The sequence below is a fragment of the Shewanella sp. S1-58-MNA-CIBAN-0166 genome, from assembly GCF_040310085.1.
In the GTDB taxonomy this organism is placed as follows: Bacteria; Pseudomonadota; Gammaproteobacteria; order Enterobacterales; family Shewanellaceae; genus Shewanella.
Window position 1 is genome coordinate 186,183 of the sequence record NZ_JBEOPN010000003.1, and the last position, 18,655, is coordinate 204,837.

Here is an 18,655-nt window from a genome sequence, read left to right on the forward strand (position 1 = left end):
CTTCAATAGTATTTAAGTCGTATTAACTTTAGAGTGAAGATATTTGGGGGTTATTATTTGGGGTGTATTCAGGAATGCTTCGTCATTATTGAAGTATTATATACTCAAATGTAATCCTGTCGTATCCTATTTAAATTAAAGTGGGTTTGCAAATTATATGTAAATAGTTAGTACAAAAGGAATTGATGATGTCTATATATAAGTCTTCAAATAGAGTTGAAAATCAAACTCTGAGTTTATCGCACCTTAGAGCTATTTGGAAAAGTGAACACAATGTGAACGATAAACTATTAAGTGAAGTGGCTGAAGAGTTGAATTATAACGTTAATAAGTGTCAACTTAATACAGAATTAAGAATGTGTCACTTTATCGCTCAAGTAATGCATGAAGTTGGAGGTAAATTCAACTTAGAGGAGAATCTTAATTACAAAGGAATGGCTTTGATATCTATATTCTCACATTATGGACGAACTCCTTCTGATGCAAAAGATCACGCATATAACAAGGCTACTAATAAAAAAGCGGATATCGAAGCTATTGCAAATCATGCATATGCGAATCGAATGGGTAATGGCAGTGTAGAGTCTGGTGACGGCTGGAAATATAGAGGTAGAGGTATACTTCAATTAACCGGGAAATCAAATTATATTTCAATGAAAACAAAGCATAATAACTTGTGGAGTGCAAGTGTCGATTTTGTCGCAACCCCCGATTTATTACTACAACCCAAATTTGCAGTAAGATCTGCTCTAATATTCTGGCTGGAACATCAGCTTTATAGAAAAGCAGATATAGGGGAAAGTCGAATGGTTACGGATAGTATTACTAAAGTCATTAATAGTAAGACAACAAGTTACAATGAACGTCATGATAATTTAACTGATTTATTAAGAAGAAAGGTATTTAAAGATGTTTTTTAATAAAGGCTTCTATTTTTTTATAGTATTTTTAACTTCATTTTCACTAAATGCAAATGAGTTCAGATTATCTGAGTGGACTGATCAAGAGTATTTGTTATATTCTCCCTCTGAAGGTGCTGCTGAAGTAATTATAAACCGTCAGGCGTCAAATGACTTACAGTTAATTGCTGTTATACATGCTAGGTGCGAAGGAATAGATTACAGAGTTCCAGTAATTAGGGGGTACTTTGAAACAGGAGTGAGTAGTGCGGAATATTTGGAGTATGTCATCTTCAAATATGAAGATAAGATATATTCACCAATAAAATCAATTAGTTCATATTATGTTATTCCAAGTGATAAAAGTGAGTCTGTAAAACCTCATTTTTTAGAGTTTGAAACACAAAATACGACAGGCGGTTTTTGTAAGTATATAAATAACAAGACCGAATATGACAATCCTATTTATATTCAAAGTGATAAATGACATTTTCAGCGTTTTTGATTCAAACTAATACTCAACGGCTCAACTTTTGTGGGGATGTTTGACATTAAATTCAGTATTGCTTTGAAGCAGACTTGTTCTAGCCTAGATATTTTCGCTTTTGCGATTGATCAGACAAGATCTTTTCTCCAAGTCTCATGGATGGATTTTTGCGTGTTGCAGATGGCGATATGGTGGGCGGATTAACCCATGAACCTGTCGTTAACTCATCAGATAATTGTAGTTTTCTAGGTCTTCGTTTTTAGTTCATTGGTCTTTAGGTTCTCAATGATTAAACACAAAAATGGCAGCCACTTTGGCTGCCATTTTTATTGATGCTAGTAACTTATTTGGGTCAATTCACTAGCGGTTTATCACTTTAGTTCTTAGCTCAAAGCCAAAGCGCTAGCTAGGGCTAGTTAATAGCCATCGATATAAAGTAACCCACAAATGTTGCGGTTACTACGCCAATAAAGCCTGGAATAATAAAGCTGTGGTTGAGTACGTATTTACCAATATGAGTGGTGCCGGTTCTATCAAAACTAATTGCCGCTAAATCGCTTGGGTAGAATGGGAAGAAGAAGTAGGCATAACACGCTGGCAGTACACCAATTAATACTGGTGCTGGGATGCCGAGTGAATACCCCAATGGCAGCATTATAGTTAATACCGCAGCCTGGCTTTTTAAGAAGATAGACGACACAAACATCGCGATAGCAAATGTCCATGGATACACGCTGACAATGTCGCTTACCGCGCTCACCAAATAGGTTTTATGGTGCTCAATAATGGTGTCACTCATCCATGCAATACCAAAAATGATAATGACCGCAGTCATACCGGCGGTAAACACGTTACTGGTGACAATTTTTTTCGGGGAGATGTTGGTGGCGAGTAAAATTACTCCACCGACTGACAGCATCATAAATTGAATCGCTACCGACATGCTGACGCCAGCAGGCAGTATTTGCTTACTAAACATCGCCACCATGATAACGGCAAATATACCCAGTAAAAATACTGTTAAACCTTTCTTTGCTGTCGATTCGGCCTGGGGTGTTTGCACCTCATCTGCTTTTGGGTCGGTTAATGCTTCACGAAACTCATCATCTGTTAAACGTGCCTGAAACTGTTCATCTTTATCTAAATCTTTACCGCGCTTTAAGCTCCAAGTACACGCTACTAGTAAGCCTGTTAGTGTGGCGGGAATGGTCACCATGAGTACATCAAGTAAGTTAATATCTAGATTGTTATCAACGGCAGTGGCAAGCACTACTGCGGCAGCTGCGGCAATTGGGCTGGCTGTAATACCCATTTGTGATGCTACAGTTGCCATGGCTAATGGACGTTCTGGGCGGATGCCTTTTTTGTACGCCACATCGTAAATTACAGGAAGAAGGGGATAAACAGAATGACCCGTACCAACCAGAACGGTTAATGAATAGGTACATAGCGGGCCTAAAAAGACGATATGCTCAGGATGTTTACGTAATAGTTTTTCAGCAAACTTTACCAACAGCTTTAAACCGCCAGTGGCCTCTAACGTCGCCGAAGCCGCCACTACGGCTAGAATAATTAACATTACACTGATAGGTGGCGCACCTGGTGCAACGCCAAATACAAATGCGAGTACCGAAACACCTAACCCGCCCAATAAACCAAAGGCGATACCGCCATGGCGAATACCAACAAATATCACCGCTAATAACAGCAGCATGTGTATATAAAACATCGTGTTTTCTCCCCGCGTAGGTTTTTATGTAGGTTGTTATTATTTTTAGCCTTTTGAAGGTATCCCACTACATCTTTGGGGTTAGTGATGTAACTCAAGCTATTGAATTGGGTGTGGTAATAAATGTTTAAAACGTGAACAACATTACATACCGCTGCGTATATTGTGTTGCGTCACTTTTGTAGGGGAAGGGAGCTGTATTCGAAGCACAGAATATGCAGTTAACTACTCTGTTGATTTGCTTTGAATAACATTTTGGCAATCGTTTTATCGTTACATTGTATTAGTTGCCAACGCTGACAGTTGTTGAATGTGCAGTAGTGATTAATGGCCTCGATTAACGCAGAAACAAAATGCGCCTTATCATTTAATTCATCATGTTGGTTGGTTAATGTTTGCGTTTCAATATGCAGGTTTTGCAGTAACAAACATTGGTTTTTACGGTCGGCTTTTACATCCACGCGGCCAACAAAACCGTCACGCCATAGAATGGGCAGTGAATAATAGCCGAATTGGCGTTTAGCCTCAGGCACATACACTTCTATTTGATAATCAAACCCAAACCATTGCCTAAGCTTTTGGCGTTGAATGATTAAATTATCAAACGGATTAAGTAGCCAGACTTTATTGGGAATAGCAGTGGGTAAGGTGAGCGTAGGTTGGTAGAAGTAAACGTGTTGTGTATTGGCGCTGGAGTCGGTAAAGCTGGCGATATCACCTTGTTCGCACAGTTGCGCTAATGTTTGGCTGAGTAGAGGTTTGAGGCCTTGGCGTAAATATTGTATTTGCTGCAAATTTCCAAAACCATGCGCCGATAAATAACGCTGAATCAAGTGTTGAGCAAATTCTGTATCGCTAGGCACTGTGGTATCGATGTGCTTGGGTAGTACTCGCTCGGTTAAGTCGTACACCTTTTGAAACTTGTCGCGCCTAGCAACCATTAACTCGCCTTGCATAAACAACTGCTCAAGCGCTTTTTTAGCTGGTTTCCAATCCCACCAAGTGCCATTTTTAGTGTCTGATTCATGGGTAAACTGACTGGCTTTTAATGGACCTTCGGCACTAATACGGGCTTTAACTTCACGCATGACTTTATGTTCTGGTTCAAACCAATGCTTACCACCTTGTTGTAATTGCTGTTTGCGATACAGGCTAAAACGGTAATCTTCAATAGGCAGATAAGCAGCCGCATGGGACCAGTACTCAAACACGGTTTTATCGCTCATTGCTGCATCTAACATGGTGGCAGAATATTCGGGCAGACGACTGTGTAATACATGATGATGCGCGCGTTCGACCACATTAATAGAGTCAATTTGCACATAACTTAATTGCCGGATAAGCTTTGGCAATGACTCCAAAGGTTGTAATAAACCTTGTTGTTGCATATTGAGTTGGAGCCACTGTTTAGCTGAGTAGGGATTGGTCATTAAGCGCCCTATATTGAATGGGTAAACAAATTAAAACACGAGGATAAGTGCCATTGTAGGTCGAATTTTATAGTAGTGTACATCTCGCTGTTTATGATAGGTCTCTATAAATGACGGCGAGAGAATGTTGATATGTTTCACACGCTTTAGCGAGTAAATCTCACCTTAACGGTTACAGCGTGTAAGTTGTATTTTAACGCTTACAGCATGTAAGCCTGAGCTGTTTACTCATTAACATATTCAGCATTGGCTGAAAAATCCAAACCTAAAATCCAAAAAATTAAGCCCAGCAAATGCTGGGCTTAATGTTACTACGTCCAAGCTTTAAGCTTACTCAACGTTTTGGATCTGCTCGCGCATTTGCTCAATCAGTACTTTTAATTCAACTGCGGCAGAAGTGATTTCTGCGCTGATTGATTTAGAGGCTAGGGTGTTTGATTCACGGTTAAACTCTTGCATCATGAAGTCTAGACGGCGGCCTTCGCTGCCACCTTTTTTAAGGATGCGGCGAGCTTCAGTTACGTGAGCTTCAAGGCGGTCCATTTCTTCGGCAACATCTTGCTTTTGCGCCAATAACACCATTTCTTGTTCGATACGGGCAGGGTCTAATTCACCAGCAATATCGGCTAAGCGGTTAGTTAATTTGTCGCGTTGATACTGCATTACCATTGGCATGTGTTCACGCACAACCTTCACTTGCTCCATTACGCCGTCTAAACGGGTCAGTAGCATGTCTTTAATCGCTTCACCTTCACGGCCGCGAGCTTCGATAAACTGATCGATGGCACTGTCGAACGCGATCATTAAATCGGCACCTACACTATCCATATCTTGCTCTGCTGCGGATAGAACGCCAGGCCAGCGCAGTATATCTGTTAGGCTGAGTTCGCCTTGTCCGGCTTCTTGTTTTAACCAGTTTGCTGCACTTAATAGCTGTTTGGCTAAATCTTGATTCAGTTGTAATTCATTACTGCTGTTGTCGGCGAGTTCATAACGTAAATTAACTTCGATTTTGCCGCGGTTAAGGCGTTTACGTAAGCGATCGCGTAAGACAGGTTCAAAGCTGCGAAACTGCTCAGGTAGGCGCAGGTAGGTTTCTAAGTAGCGCTGGTTGACTGAACGGATTTCCCATGAGGCGGTGCCCCATTGTGCTTTGTGCTCGATACGAGCGTAGGCTGTCATGCTTTGGATCATGAAGTGTCCTGTTATGTTATTACGCGAATGTGAGTTGATTATAGCCGTTTTAGCGGATGGGATTAAAGGATTAGTCGATAGATTTGTGGCTTATCGCTGCTTACCATGGCATCTAACGGCGTGAAGCTCTATAATATGGGCTCAAATATGATATGAATTCGACTACAGGACTTTTCATGCGCCCAAGTAACCGTACACCAGCTCAAACTCGCCCTATCACTATTACGCGTTCTTTTACTGCACATGCTGAAGGCTCTGTTTTAGTTGAGTTTGGCGACACAAAAGTATTATGTACAGCAAGTTTCACTGAAGGCGTTCCACGTTTTCTTAAAGGCCAAGGCCAAGGTTGGGTAACTGCTGAATACGGTATGTTACCGCGTTCAACTCACAGCCGCATGGACCGTGAAGCGGCTCGTGGTAAGCAGTCTGGCCGTACTCAAGAAATTCAACGTTTAATTGGCCGTGCATTACGTGCAGCTGTAGACATGAAGTTGTTAGGTGAAAACACTATCGTTATCGATTGTGATGTTATTCAAGCCGATGGCGGTACGCGTACTGCGGCTATTACTGGTGCTTGTGTGGCGTTAGTTGATGCGCTTAACTGGGCTCGTGGTAAAGGCATTATTAAAGCTAACCCACTTAAGTTTTTAATTGCTGCTGTGAGTGTTGGTATTTACAAAGGCGAAGCGATCAGTGATTTAGAATACATTGAAGACAGCGCTGCTGAAACTGACATGAACGTTGTGATGACAGAAACCGGTAAGATTATTGAAATTCAAGGAACTGCAGAAGGCGAGCCATTTAGCCATGAAGAGTTACTTGAGTTGTTAGTGTTAGCTAAAAACAGTATTCGCGAAATTGTCGATGTGCAAAAAGCGGCTTTAAGTTAATATGCTGTTGAAAAATGAGGACCGATTACGGTCCTTTTTTTTAATCTAAAATTTGATGAAAGAGGAATAACCGTGAAAGCCTATCAACGCGAATTTATTGAGTTTGCTTTAGCTCGCCAAGTATTACGTTTTGGTGAGTTTACCCTTAAATCTGGCCGTACGAGCCCGTACTTTTTCAATGCTGGATTGTTCAATACGGGTAAAGACTTAGCGCGTTTAGGTCGCTTTTATGCTGCGGCGTTAATGGACTCGGGTATTGAGTTCGATTTGTTATTTGGCCCAGCGTATAAAGGTATTCCGATTGCGACCACGACAGCTGTTGCCTTGTGCGATCATCACGATGTGGATATTCCTTACTGCTTTAACCGTAAAGAAGCCAAAACCCACGGTGAAGGTGGCAGTTTGGTGGGCAGCGAGTTAAAAGGCAAAGTGATGCTGGTGGACGATGTGATCACCGCTGGTACCGCTATTCGCGAATCGATGGAAATTATTAATGCCCACGATGCTCAACTTGCGGGTGTGTTGATTGCATTAGATCGCCAAGAAAAAGGCAAAGGCGAGTTGTCGGCAATTCAAGAAGTGGAACGCGATTTTGGCTGTCAAATTGTGTCGATTATTAAGCTTGCTGATTTAATCAGTTACTTGTCTGAAAAGCCGGGTATGGAAGCAGAACTTGCTTCGGTTAGCGCTTATCGTGAGCAATACGGCATTTAATCTTATTCAGATTTAAACAAAAATGCAGCCCCTAGGTTATGAAATTAGGTGGCTGCATTTTTATTTGCGTGTTATTTACACACATTATTTTACTTGGTGTAAAAACTCGGCGCGGGTGGCTGGGTTTGATTTAAAAATACCGCCAAGTGCTGTAGTGGTAGTTGAACTGGTTGAGTCCATGACACCGCGAGATTTAACGCAGTAATGCACCGCATCCATTTTTACCGCAACGTCTTTGGTTTCAAGTAGGGTTTGCAGTGCCACTAACACTTGTTGGGTTAGGCGCTCTTGTACTTGTGGGCGTTGGGAAAAGAAGCGCACGATACGATTGATTTTAGACAAGCCAATAATTTTTGTGCGTGGCAAATAGGCCACCGTTGCGAAGCCATCAATGGTCACTAGGTGGTGTTCGCAGGTGCTGGTAAGACTAATGTCTTGTACACGCACCATTTCATCAACACCCATTTTGTTTTCGATAACCGTGATCTTAGGGAAGTTTTCGTAATCAAGCCCTGAGAAGATTTCATCGACATACATTTTTGCAATGCGGCGTGGAGTATCAGCCAAGCTGTCGTCGGTTAGGTCGAGTGACATTAAGGTCAAAATTTCACGCATATGATGTTCAATTTTGATTTTACGTTGTTCAGGCGTGGAAGTTTTTGGCAACATCGGGGTTTCTAGCCCACGGTCTTTTAGTGCTGCTTGTACTTTTATTGCGGCTTCACTGAGTGCCATATATCCTCCAACTACTCGATATCACTGTTTATATGAGTGTACGTTAATACCCACTTGGGCGCCCGCTAAGGGACGAGGAGAATAACGCGATTTGCGCTAAATTAATACTGTAGGTAACAAAAAAGCCGACCCTTTTAGTCAGGTATCGGCTTTTTATGGTTAAACGTTTAGCTGTTAAACTACTTCACGTTTAGATTCTCTTTGATGAATTTTAGCATTTTGTCATAATATTCAGCCCGATTTTCATCGTTGTAGAAGCCATGGCCTTCATCGCCCAATATCATTTTCTCAAATGGGTATTCATAAGCTTTTAGCTTTCTTTCTAGCGCTTCATATTGTTCAATTGGCGCTCGTTCATCTTCTCCGCCATGTACAAGTAATAGCTTAGCTTTTAGTTTGTCGGTATTTTCGGATGGTGACATTGCTTTCAGGATAGAGGTATCTTGCCCAAGCACTTTTTTCAAATAACTTAAGCCCGTCCTGCGGTCTGAAATATCGCCTTTATGGAACATTAACGCTAAATCATATATTCCGGCAAAACCAACTGCACATTTGAATAAATCAGGTGCAAGAATCGAACTCTGGAGTGCGCTGTATCCACCAAAACTGCCACCGACAATACAGATACGATCTTTATCGACTATGCCTTGCTCAATGACATAGTTAGTACCATCAATAATATCGTATTGTATTTCAGTGCCCCATTTCTTATATCCAGAAAACTCAAAGTTATCACCATAACCTCCAGAACCCCGGAAGTTAACTTGTAAAACAGCAATGCCTTCATTTGCAAGCATTTGGTTTTGTGGATTAAATTGCCACCAATCTCGAATGCCATGTGGACCACCATGAGGATTTACCACTAGCGGTAAGTCTTTAGCTTCTTTGCCTTTTGGCAACGTCAGATAACCGTGAATAGTTTGTCCGTCTCGACTAGTAAATTTAATCGGCTTAACTTCAGCCATATCATCTGGTGTTAGCCATTCTCTTGCTGAAACTAAATATCCAAGTTTCATTTTTTCAGCATCGAAAGTGTAATAATCGCCTGGATTACGATCATTAAAGGCAAACACTATCCATTTCTTACCATCGCGAGTTTGACTGACTAAATGCACTTGATGGCCGGGAAGGGCTACTATTAAGTTTTTTAGAATTTTTGCTTGTTCATTGTCAGGGTTAACAAAGGCATAAGTTGGGTACTCTGCTTCATATTCAACCGCATAAAGTTCTTTTGATACTTCACTAATCCAAAGCTGACTAGGATCGACTAATTCATCTTTTATTAGCGATTTCTTGTCACCGGTGGTGAGGTTAACAGTATAAATACCCAGTGTTTGGTTGTTAACTCGCCCCGCGGCATAGATTATGTTTGGATCCTTGGTAAATGCCACTGGAGTAAAATCATCTAGACCGAGATTAAGCTGATCAATATTAATCCAGTCGCCTGATTTATAATAAAAAGATTGTTCAATATCGTCTTTATTTGTACCTTTAACAAGCCTAACTTCGCCATCGTGATCAGTAATAAATTGTGAATAGCTAATAGGTGCGTAGGTAATTTTTCGGCGTGTGCCTCTATAGACATCAACTTTAAATACCACATGGATATTTTCTTTAAATGCTTCACTGTCAGCTCCCCATGGTAGTGCCTGAACAAGCATGTATCTGTCATCATCTTGCAAAGGATCAAGAATATATGCTGTACCACGGTAAGGGGTTTTTTTCTTAATACTTGAGCCAGTTTGCTGTTCGTTATTTTCGTAGCCAAAAAGATATTCAGCTTGAGAACCATCAGCGTTTACCGCCATTAATTCACCGTAATACTGAGGATGATCATCCCAACCCTTTAGGTACTCTTTTTCAAACACAATACGGTCATCGTTTACCCATACATAATTTCCGACTTGGGCATTAGTACCAAATTGAATCGCATGGACAATTTTTAAGGTTTTTGCATCTAAAATAATTAAAATGCGCTTGTCGTCATTGATTGTTTTTGCACTGATATAGTCACCACTAGGTGAATATTTAACATTGCTGTATTCAGACGATTTACTAAACAATTTTGCAGTTGTTAGTGTGTCAGATGCAAAAGATGATGTTATGAAGGCAGGGTAAAGTAATAAAGCCAAAGCGATAAGCTTGGATAATTTCATTGTACATCCTTGTGGTTTGTTGTGTTTTTGTTTTTATTGTTGCTTATTTGTTTCTGGCGCAATTTTAAAATAAAAGAGTATTTATTTCAATCAAAGAAAGATTAAGTTGTATCAGTATTTTTATTCAGAAGAAACAACATGTGAGGTATAAAATGCGCAGCATAAATACAGTCCGTGTAATTAATGTTAAAAATGTAACGGTATTGTATTTAATTCAAGTGGTCGGAGCAATACGTACTCATTATTTATTCATTGAGATGAGGTGGAAATATGGACGTATATTACGACTTCCAATTTATGTTGATACCCGTTTGGTTGGCCTCTTTGCGCGGTTGAATTTGCTTGAAAGTCATAACGCAGGTACAAAAAAAGCCGACCCCGTTTGCCGGGTATCGGCTTGTTGATATAATATTTTTTAGCTCATTAGCTCATTAGCTCATTAGCTCATTAGCTCATTACGATTTAATGTTTAGGTTCTTTTTAAGAAATAGAAGCATTTTTTCATAATATTGGGCACGATTGTCATCATTGTAGAAACCATGGCCTTCATCATCCATCACCAGTTTTTCATAGGGATAATCATGTGCTTTAAGGGCTTTTTCTAGTGATTCTAGTTGTTCAATGGGCGCTCGTTCATCGTCACCGCCATGCACTAGAAGCAAGTTTGCTTTCAGCTTATCTACATTTTCTGAGGGAGACATCGCCCTTAGTACTTCACTATTTTGACCTAAAACATTTTTAAGGTAACTAGTACCCGAAGCACTATTTGCAATATCTCCTTCATCGAACATCAGTTCTAAATTATAAATCCCTGCAAAACCGATAGCGCATTTGAACAGATCGGGTTCAAGTATTGCGCTTTGCAATGCACTATAACCACCAAAACTACCACCAGAAATACAGATACGGTTTTTATCTACATAACCTTGCTCAATGACATAATGAGTGGCATCGAGAATGTCATATTGTATTTCTGAACCCCATTTTTGGAATCCAGCTTGTTCAAAGTTTTGTCCAAAACCACCTGAACCACGAAAATTGACTTGTAATACAGCCATCCCTTGATTTGCTAGCATTTGGTTTTGAGTATTAAACCCCCATTCATCTCTTACTCCATGCGGACCACCATGGGGATTGACTACAAGAGGGAGGTTTTTCGCTTCTTTATCATAAGGTAATGTTAAATAGCCGCTAATGACTTTACCGTCTCGGCTGGTAAAACTAATTGGCTTCACTTCTGACATTCGCGCTGGGTCGAGCCATTTCTTGGCAGAGGCTAAGTGTTGGAGTGTGATGGCCTTGGTATCAAATATATAATAATCACCGGGATTTCGATCGTTAAATGCCACCACGATGAGTTTTTCTGAATGACGAGTTTCGCTAACAATACGAACTTGATGGCCAGGTAATGATGCGAGCAACTGCTTTAGCAATTTTGAATGACTGTCTTCTGGATTGACGAAAGCGTAAGACGGATAACCATTTTCAAATTCAACTGCATAGAGTTTTTTGGTAGCTTGGTTTATCCAGTAATTACTGGGATCACTTTTGTCATCTTTAATAATTTGCGTTTTTTCACCTGTTTCTAGATTGATTTCATAAATCCCTAAGGTTTCGCCTTTTACCCGAGCCGCTGCATAAATACTGTTTTTATTTTCGGCAAAAGATATTGGGTAGAAATCATCCAAATTGAGTTTGAGGTTATCGGTGTTAAGCCATTCGCGGTCTTGACGATAAAATACTTTTGTTATGTTGTTTTCATCTTCGCCTGCAACAAAGCGTACTTCACCATCGTGATCGGTTAAAAATCGAGAGTAACCTATAGGCGAAGTGGTGACTTTTCTGCGGAACCCTTTGTATAAATCTACACGGTATACAGTCTGTGATAATTCATAGTTTAAAGAATTAGACTCATTCCATGGGATTGCATTGACGAGCATATAGCGGTCGTCATCGGGAAGGGGATCTAAAATAAATGCCGTTGCTCTTATGGGGGTATTTTTCTTTAGATGTGAACCAGTTTGTTGCTCGCCGCTATTAAAACCAAAAAGGTAAGTTGCTCTTGAGCCATCGGCATTAACAGCCATTAGCTCACCATAATACAGCGGTACGTCACTCCAACCTTTTAAATATTCTTTTTGCAGTACGATTCTTTCATTATTGACCCAAGCGTAATTACCTACTTGGGCATTGCCAGGGAAAAATATCGCGTGATGTATTTGTTTTGTTTTTGCATTTAATATTAGTAGCTTGTCTTTACCATTATGTTTGGTTATTGCACTAATATAGTCGCCTGTTGGAGATATTTTTACATTGCTAAATTCAGCCCCTCGGCTAAATAGTCGTGCAGTAGAAAGGCTTTCTGCTGCAAATGCATGGGTGAATAGGCCACCACAGACAAGTAACATAATGGTTAGGTATTTGGTGAAAATCATGAGACATCCTTGTTTAATCGTTCGTTCTTACTTCGTTTTTATGTGGTATAAATATTCGATCTGATACGGTTTAAGGGTAAAGGAAGAGTCAGTAGCATTGGCAGCAAAAGGACCGAACTAGCATCCTTTATTGATGCGATATTAACTTCTTAACAATTGCTGTTGAATAAACGTCCACTGTTCATCAAAGTGTTGTGTTGGCTTTTGTTTAAACTCACTGCGGACAAATTGTGAAATACGTCCTTCTGCAAAGGCTAGCAACAAGTTAGCTAAAATAGCTTCATCGATATTAAAGCCTACGCCTTCACGCAAGGTTTTTTCACGTAGAATTTGTTTGATGTGTGTTTCTATTTTGGCAAATAATACGTCAATTCTACTGCGTAAACGCTCGTTTTCACCTAGCAAGGCATCGCCATTAAGCACCCTTGAGATGCCTGGGTTACGTTCAGAAAATACTAATAGCAGGTGTAATACCAACTGGCAGCGGGTCATGGTGTCTTTTTCTTCGTCCATGATGATGTTTAAGCGTGATAAAATCGCATCTTCAATAAATTCGATTAAGCCTTCGAACATCCGCGCTTTACTGGGGAAGTGTCTGTACAGTGCAGCTTCTGACACGCCCACTTCGGCGGCGAGCTTTGCTGTTGTTATACGTTGACCTGGGCTGGTTTCGAGCATTTGTGCTAAGCATTGTAAAATATGCTCACGACGATTTATTTTAGGGCTTTCAGCCATTATCTGTTCCTTGGCTCAGTGACTACTTGAAAAGGTTATTTGGTGCCTGAATGACCAAAACCGCCTTCTCCACGATCTGAGCTATTAAACTCATCCACTACGGTAAACGTTGCCTGTACAACGGGTACAAACATCAATTGGGCTAATCGATCGCCAATTTCGAGAGTAAATGGTTTATCACTTCTGTTCCAACATGACACCATTAACTGTCCTTGGTAATCGGAGTCAATTAAGCCGACTAGATTACCCAAAACAATGCCATGTTTATGGCCCATGCCTGAGCGCGGTAAAATCACAGCGGCAAGGCCTGGGTCTGCCACATGAATGGCGATACCTGTTGGAATCAATACAGTTTGATTTGGCTCAATGACCATTGCGCTGTCGATCATGGCACGTAAATCCATGCCTGCGCTACCGGGTGTCGCATAAGCTGGCAATGGGAATTCACTGCCTATACGTGAGTCGATAATTTTTAGTTCAATGGGTGTTTTCATGATTTTTTTAATTGTTTTTCTATCAATGTAAGTAATTGGCGCGCCAGTGTCAGTTTGTCTGTTGTGGGCAGTTGTTGGCTGCCGTCTTGCCAAAATACCTGTAGTGCATTGCTATCGGCATTAAAGCCTAAGCCTTGAATAGAAACATCATTGGCGGCAATCATATCAAGCTTTTTGCGTTGAAGTTTGCCACGGGCGTATTGCTCTACATCGTTGGTTTCTGCTGCAAAGCCTACAGTAAATGGACGAGGAGTGTGCTGAGCTACCGTGGCTAAGATATCAGGATTCCGCACTAGCGCAAGTTGCATTTGTTCAGCCGATTTTTTTATTTTTTGATCCGCAACGTCAGCAATCCGATAATCAGCTACTGCGGCGCAACCAATAAAAATATCATGTTGTTCAACCTGTTCCATCACAGCATCAAGCATTTGTTGTGCTGAACTCACATCAATGCGTGTAACACCTGCTGGGGTGGCTAGATTAACCGGACCTGAGACTAATGTGACGGTTGCGCCCATTTCCGCAGCTGCTTGGGCTATAGAGAAACCCATTTTTCCTGAGCTGTGGTTGGAGATATAGCGCACTGGGTCAATCGCTTCACGCGTTGGCCCTGCGGTAATGAGTAACTGATGACCTTGTAATATCTTGGGGCCAAAAAATTGTATCAGTTGTTCTGCCATCACCACGGGTTCTTGCATTCTGCCAGGGCCGACTTCACCGCATGCTTGATTACCTGAGGCGGGTTGCCAAATGGTAAAGCCTTTACGGGCTAAATTAGCCATGTTTTCTTGGGTCGCAATATTTTGGTACATTTGCTGGTTCATTGCAGGGCAAACAATGACGGGGGCGCTGGTCGCTAAACAGGTGGTTGTTAACAAGTCATCTGCCATGCCGGCATTAATACGTGCCATTAAATTTGCCGTAGCAGGTGCAAGCAATACAACATCAGCCCAACGAGCGAGTTCGATATGACCCATAGCCGCCTCTGCTGCGGGATCGAGCAAATCTGAGGCTACTGGATGGCCTGAGAGCGCTTGTATGGTTAATGGGGTGATAAACTCCATAGCGCTCTGAGTCATGATGACACGCACGTCTGCGCCACGCTCTTTTAATCGGCGGATCAAGTCTGCACTTTTATATGCGGCAATACCGCCACCAATTCCGAGTAATACTTTTTTATTTGTCAGCATGATGCACATTATCCGACTCAAACCTAATTGCGGCTAACAATATCACAAACCTATGACAATTTGCGCAGATCCAATCTCAAAAATATCGACCATACTGTGTAATACCAATCCTATTAAATATGTGATCTTTCAGCGGGAGTTCAAAGTGCTGTAGGCAAGGCAGATGATTGAAGCGAATAGTGATTCTATTTTGAAAACATCTAACGAAGCATAAAGTACTTTGAAACCCGCCAGAAAGGAGTCTCTCAGGTATTCCACTTCTGTGTTGCATCGATTTAAAAGGGAACAGCCATTTCTACATCAATGCGCCTTGAATTAAAAAACCTGAGAGACTCTGAACTGATCAGATATTTAATGAGATTGGTATAAGCAATTCGAACTCTATTTTTGAAAAAGACAACAATTCGTTATTGGTACTGTGCTTGCTGATTCTGTGTTGTTTTTGTTATTCAGAGTCGACTTAATGCGTTTAATGGCATCGCCACATTGAATATAAGGGACATTCATGGGAATTAAAGATTGGCCACAAGGAGAAGGACCGCGAGAAAAATTATTGCTCAAAGGTGCAGGGCATCTTTCGGATGCAGAATTGCTTGCGGTGATATTACGTAATGGTCTGGCAGGGCAAAATGCGGTCGATTTAGCCCGAAACATGATTAATCAGTTTGGTGGTTTGCGCAGTTTACTGAGCGCACCTAAAAGCCAAGTATGTAAATTAGCCGGTGTTGGGCCGGTAAAATATGCTCAATTACAGGCTGCAGCGGAAATTTCTAAGCGAATTGCCCATGAAAATCTACAAAGAGGGCAAATTTTGACAAATCCTGATTTAACTCGGGACTATTTAATGAGACAATTGGCAGACCGATCCTATGAAGTGTTCGCCTTACTATTGTTGGATACCCAACATAGAGTCATTCAATTTGTAGAATTATTTCGTGGCACCATCGATTCTGCTTCTGTTTATCCTCGCGAGGTTGTAAGCCTTGTTTTGGAGAAAAAAGCGGCAGCGGTAATCGTGTGTCACAATCACCCGTCTGGCATTGCAGAGCCAAGTCAGGCTGATCGGCGAATAACTGAGCGAATAAAAAATGCATTGGCAACCATAGATGTTTCTTTGTTAGATCATATGGTTGTAGGTGATCAGGAGATAGTCTCCTTTGCCGAGCGTGGGTGGATTGTATAAACACTGCTTGATCTTCTATGGTCAATCGTGTATAAAATGCGCCCTCTTTGTGCCTCGGGCGACGGCCATACGAGGCACATTAATGCTCGAGCGTTAAAAATTTGTTTTGGAGAAGATTGACATGTCAAGAGTATGCCAAGTAACTGGCAAGAAGCCAATGGTTGGTAACAACCGTTCGCACGCAAAAAATTCGACTCGTCGTCGTTTTTTACCTAACCTACAAAACCACCGTTTTTGGTTAGAAGAAGAAAAGCGTTTCGTGCAATTACGTGTATCTACTAAAGGTATCCGTATTATCGACAAGAAAGGTATTGAAGTGATTGTTAAAGAACTTCGTGCCCGTGGCGAGAAGGTATAATAGAAAATGGCTAAATCTAAAGGTAATCGTGAGAAGATCAAATTAGTATCTAGTGCTAAAACTGGTCACTTCTACACTACTGAAAAGAACAAGCGTAACATGCCTGAAAAAATGGAAATCAAGAAATTTGATCCAGTCATTCGTCAGCACGTTATGTACAAAGAAGCTAAAATCAAGTAATTGATTTTTGATTCTTAAAAAAGCCCCTTAATTGGGGCTTTTTTTATGCCTGTTTGAAAATAGTCTATACTGAATCGAACAATAATCAGCTGAGTAAACACCGTTAGTCAGGTTCTGAATTTAGTCTATACAGCAGCTGTTTATGTCTCGAGGTACATGGCTAATGTCATTGGATTTTATTGAGCCATTTCCGCATGGTGATATCGCCATTATGTTGAAATATTGCTATACAGATGTGATGCAAATATCATAATTAAATGCGTAAAGTATTATTAACGACTAAAACAAGCTAACTTTTTGGCTGTAATGATTTTTTCATAATAAATTGAGACACTGTGTTTTACTTAAAGTGAAATAAAATGCTTTAAAAGTGAATTAAAATGCAATACCATTCTTTTTTGATACAGCAAACCGTTATGTGGCATTTATTGTCATCGACATTAATGAACATCAAACCTATACCGAGGTGAATTTGCCCGTGAGAACCACTGAATTAGTTGATGGATTTCGTCATTCTGCACCCTATGTTAATGCTCATAGAGGTAAAACTTTTGTCGTTATGTTGGGTGGCGAAGCATTAGCGCACCCACAATTCCGCGGTATTTTAAATGATGTGGCTTTGTTGCATTCACTTGGGATTGAGGTGGTATTAGTTTATGGAGCAAGACCACAGATTGATGCAGGTTTAAAGGCGGCTGGAATTGAACCGGCATATCACAATGGTATTCGTATTACCGATGATGAAACCCTGAAGATTATCAAGCAGGTTGCTGGGGCGACTCAATTTGATATTACTGCTAGGTTGTCGATGAGCTTAGGCAATACGCCAATGCAAAATGCGCAAATAAACCTTGTGAGTGGTAATTTTGTTATTGCACAACCATTAGGTGTAGATGACGGTGTCGATTTTTGTTTAAGTGGCAAGGTGCGCCGTATTGATGCGCAAGGCTTACGTCGTCAATTAGACAATAACGGTATTGTATTAATGGGGCCAATTGCCGCTTCTGTTACAGGTGAAAGCTTTAACCTGACCGCTGAAGAAGTTGCGACCCAAGTAGCGATTAAGTTAAAGGCCGATAAGATTATTGGTTTTAGTGATACCAACGGTCTTATCGGTAAAAATGGTGAAGTGATTGCCGAGCTGATGCCGGACGATATTGAAGAAATGCTCAAGACGATGGCTGTAGATGACCATACTTCAGTTGGCACCGTTGCATTCTTAAAAGCCAGTATTGAAGCATGCCGCCGAGGTGTACCTCGTTGCCACTTAGTCAGTTATTTAGAAGATGGTGCGTTACTGCAAGAGTTGTTTTCACGCGAAGGGATTGGTACCCAAATTGTTACCCAAAGCGCCGAACGTTTACGTAGGGCGACTATTAGCGACATAGGCGGTATCTTAAACCTTATTCGCCCATTGGAAGAGCAAGGCATTTTGGTGCGTCGCTCACGCGAGCAACTCGAGATGGAAATTGAACAGTTTATGCTGGTTGAGCGCGACAACTTAGTGATTGGTTGTGCAGCTTTGTATCCGTTTGAAGAAGACAATGCGGGTGAGTTTGCGTGTTTAGTGGTTCATCCTGATTATCGCGATGCTGATCGTGGTAGCATTTTGCTTAATAACATTATTGGCCAAGCTCGCGTGCGTGGTTATTCACGTCTATTTGCGTTAACGACCCGTAGTATCCATTGGTTTTTAGAGCATGGCTTTAATATTGTTGATGTTGAAGAACTGCCTAATAAGAAAAAACAGCTGTATAACTATCAGCGTCGTTCAAAAATTCTTGCGTTAGATTTGTAGAAGTAACAAGGCCGTTAACACATAAAAAAGCCGGATGAGTATAAAATC

At 41.0% G+C, this 18,655-nt stretch carries 17 protein-coding genes; 8 read left to right on the top strand and 9 right to left on the bottom strand.

The genetic code is table 11. The features are described from left to right. Nucleotides 1-185 precede the first annotated feature (185 nt). Together AAEY99_RS03630 and AAEY99_RS03635 are read left to right on the top strand one after the other, a co-directional pair. Nucleotides 186-920 carry a glycoside hydrolase family 19 protein gene (locus AAEY99_RS03630; RefSeq protein ID WP_351009219.1) on the top strand — a complete coding sequence of 245 codons (735 nt, stop codon included), beginning with the start codon at nucleotides 186-188 and terminating at the stop codon, nucleotides 918-920. Next, a complete protein-coding gene (locus AAEY99_RS03635; protein ID WP_162024103.1) occupies nucleotides 910-1,386 on the top strand; it encodes a hypothetical protein in 477 nt (158 codons plus the stop codon). Before AAEY99_RS03630 ends, AAEY99_RS03635 begins: the two co-directional genes overlap by 11 nt. A gap of 412 nt (nucleotides 1,387-1,798) precedes the next feature. On the opposite strand, the gene AAEY99_RS03640 is transcribed toward AAEY99_RS03635, so the two are convergent. The 3 genes from AAEY99_RS03640 to AAEY99_RS03650 all read right to left on the bottom strand — a co-directional run bounded on the left by AAEY99_RS03640 (nucleotide 1,799) and on the right by AAEY99_RS03650 (nucleotide 5,739). After that, nucleotides 1,799-3,115, bottom strand: a complete 1,317-nt coding sequence (locus AAEY99_RS03640; RefSeq protein WP_351009220.1) for an anaerobic C4-dicarboxylate transporter — start codon at nucleotides 3,113-3,115, stop codon at nucleotides 1,799-1,801. A 221-nt stretch (nucleotides 3,116-3,336) separates the two neighbouring features. Beyond that, nucleotides 3,337-4,545, bottom strand: coding sequence for a winged helix-turn-helix domain-containing protein (locus AAEY99_RS03645; RefSeq protein WP_351009223.1), 1,209 nt, complete (start codon nucleotides 4,543-4,545; stop codon nucleotides 3,337-3,339). 330 nt (nucleotides 4,546-4,875) lie between these two features. Continuing rightward, complete coding sequence (locus tag AAEY99_RS03650) at nucleotides 4,876-5,739, bottom strand: YicC/YloC family endoribonuclease (RefSeq protein ID WP_101088526.1); 864 nt, start codon at nucleotides 5,737-5,739, stop codon at nucleotides 4,876-4,878. A 176-nt stretch (nucleotides 5,740-5,915) separates the two neighbouring features. Between AAEY99_RS03650 and rph the strand changes: the two genes are divergently transcribed. Together rph and pyrE are read left to right on the top strand one after the other, a co-directional pair. Beyond that, nucleotides 5,916-6,629: a ribonuclease PH gene (rph, locus tag AAEY99_RS03655; protein WP_011639245.1), complete on the top strand. Its 714-nt coding sequence runs from the start codon at nucleotides 5,916-5,918 to the stop codon at nucleotides 6,627-6,629. Between the two features lie 72 nt (nucleotides 6,630-6,701). Next, nucleotides 6,702-7,343 carry an orotate phosphoribosyltransferase gene (pyrE, locus tag AAEY99_RS03660; RefSeq protein WP_350978390.1) on the top strand — a complete coding sequence of 214 codons (642 nt, stop codon included), beginning with the start codon at nucleotides 6,702-6,704 and terminating at the stop codon, nucleotides 7,341-7,343. 84 nt (nucleotides 7,344-7,427) lie between these two features. Here pyrE and folE read toward each other — a convergent pair whose 3' ends face one another. From folE to coaBC, 6 genes are all read right to left on the bottom strand, one after another. Next, on the bottom strand, nucleotides 7,428-8,078 hold the full coding sequence (folE, locus tag AAEY99_RS03665; RefSeq protein WP_351009226.1) for a GTP cyclohydrolase I FolE: 651 nt from the start codon (nucleotides 8,076-8,078) through the stop codon (nucleotides 7,428-7,430). A 179-nt stretch (nucleotides 8,079-8,257) separates the two neighbouring features. After that, on the bottom strand, nucleotides 8,258-10,234 hold the full coding sequence (locus AAEY99_RS03670) for an alpha/beta hydrolase family protein (protein WP_351009228.1): 1,977 nt from the start codon (nucleotides 10,232-10,234) through the stop codon (nucleotides 8,258-8,260). Nucleotides 10,235-10,689: 455 nt separating this feature from the next. Further along, on the bottom strand, nucleotides 10,690-12,642 hold the full coding sequence (locus AAEY99_RS03675; RefSeq protein ID WP_242445218.1) for an alpha/beta hydrolase family protein: 1,953 nt from the start codon (nucleotides 12,640-12,642) through the stop codon (nucleotides 10,690-10,692). Nucleotides 12,643-12,810: 168 nt separating this feature from the next. Further along, on the bottom strand, nucleotides 12,811-13,404 hold the full coding sequence (gene slmA, locus AAEY99_RS03680) for a nucleoid occlusion factor SlmA (RefSeq protein ID WP_011639240.1): 594 nt from the start codon (nucleotides 13,402-13,404) through the stop codon (nucleotides 12,811-12,813). 35 nt (nucleotides 13,405-13,439) lie between these two features. Beyond that, complete coding sequence (dut, locus tag AAEY99_RS03685) at nucleotides 13,440-13,898, bottom strand: dUTP diphosphatase (RefSeq protein ID WP_101088521.1); 459 nt, start codon at nucleotides 13,896-13,898, stop codon at nucleotides 13,440-13,442. Next, entirely contained in the window at nucleotides 13,895-15,091 is a 1,197-nt protein-coding gene (gene coaBC / locus AAEY99_RS03690) for a bifunctional phosphopantothenoylcysteine decarboxylase/phosphopantothenate--cysteine ligase CoaBC (RefSeq protein WP_351009253.1), read from the bottom strand. Before coaBC ends, dut begins: the two co-directional genes overlap by 4 nt. Before the next feature lie 502 nt (nucleotides 15,092-15,593). Between coaBC and radC the strand changes: the two genes are divergently transcribed. The 4 genes from radC to argA all read left to right on the top strand — a co-directional run bounded on the left by radC (nucleotide 15,594) and on the right by argA (nucleotide 18,607). Further along, complete coding sequence (gene radC / locus AAEY99_RS03695) at nucleotides 15,594-16,271, top strand: RadC family protein (RefSeq protein WP_101088520.1); 678 nt, start codon at nucleotides 15,594-15,596, stop codon at nucleotides 16,269-16,271. Between the two features lie 121 nt (nucleotides 16,272-16,392). After that, nucleotides 16,393-16,629, top strand: a complete 237-nt coding sequence (rpmB, locus tag AAEY99_RS03700) for a 50S ribosomal protein L28 (protein ID WP_011639236.1) — start codon at nucleotides 16,393-16,395, stop codon at nucleotides 16,627-16,629. A 6-nt stretch (nucleotides 16,630-16,635) separates the two neighbouring features. Then, complete coding sequence (gene rpmG, locus AAEY99_RS03705; protein ID WP_011494790.1) at nucleotides 16,636-16,809, top strand: 50S ribosomal protein L33; 174 nt, start codon at nucleotides 16,636-16,638, stop codon at nucleotides 16,807-16,809. 478 nt (nucleotides 16,810-17,287) lie between these two features. After that, the gene (gene argA / locus AAEY99_RS03710; RefSeq protein ID WP_011639235.1) at nucleotides 17,288-18,607 is read left to right on the top strand and encodes an amino-acid N-acetyltransferase; all 1,320 of its coding nucleotides are present in this window, start codon (nucleotides 17,288-17,290) and stop codon (nucleotides 18,605-18,607) included. Nucleotides 18,608-18,655 lie beyond the last annotated feature (48 nt).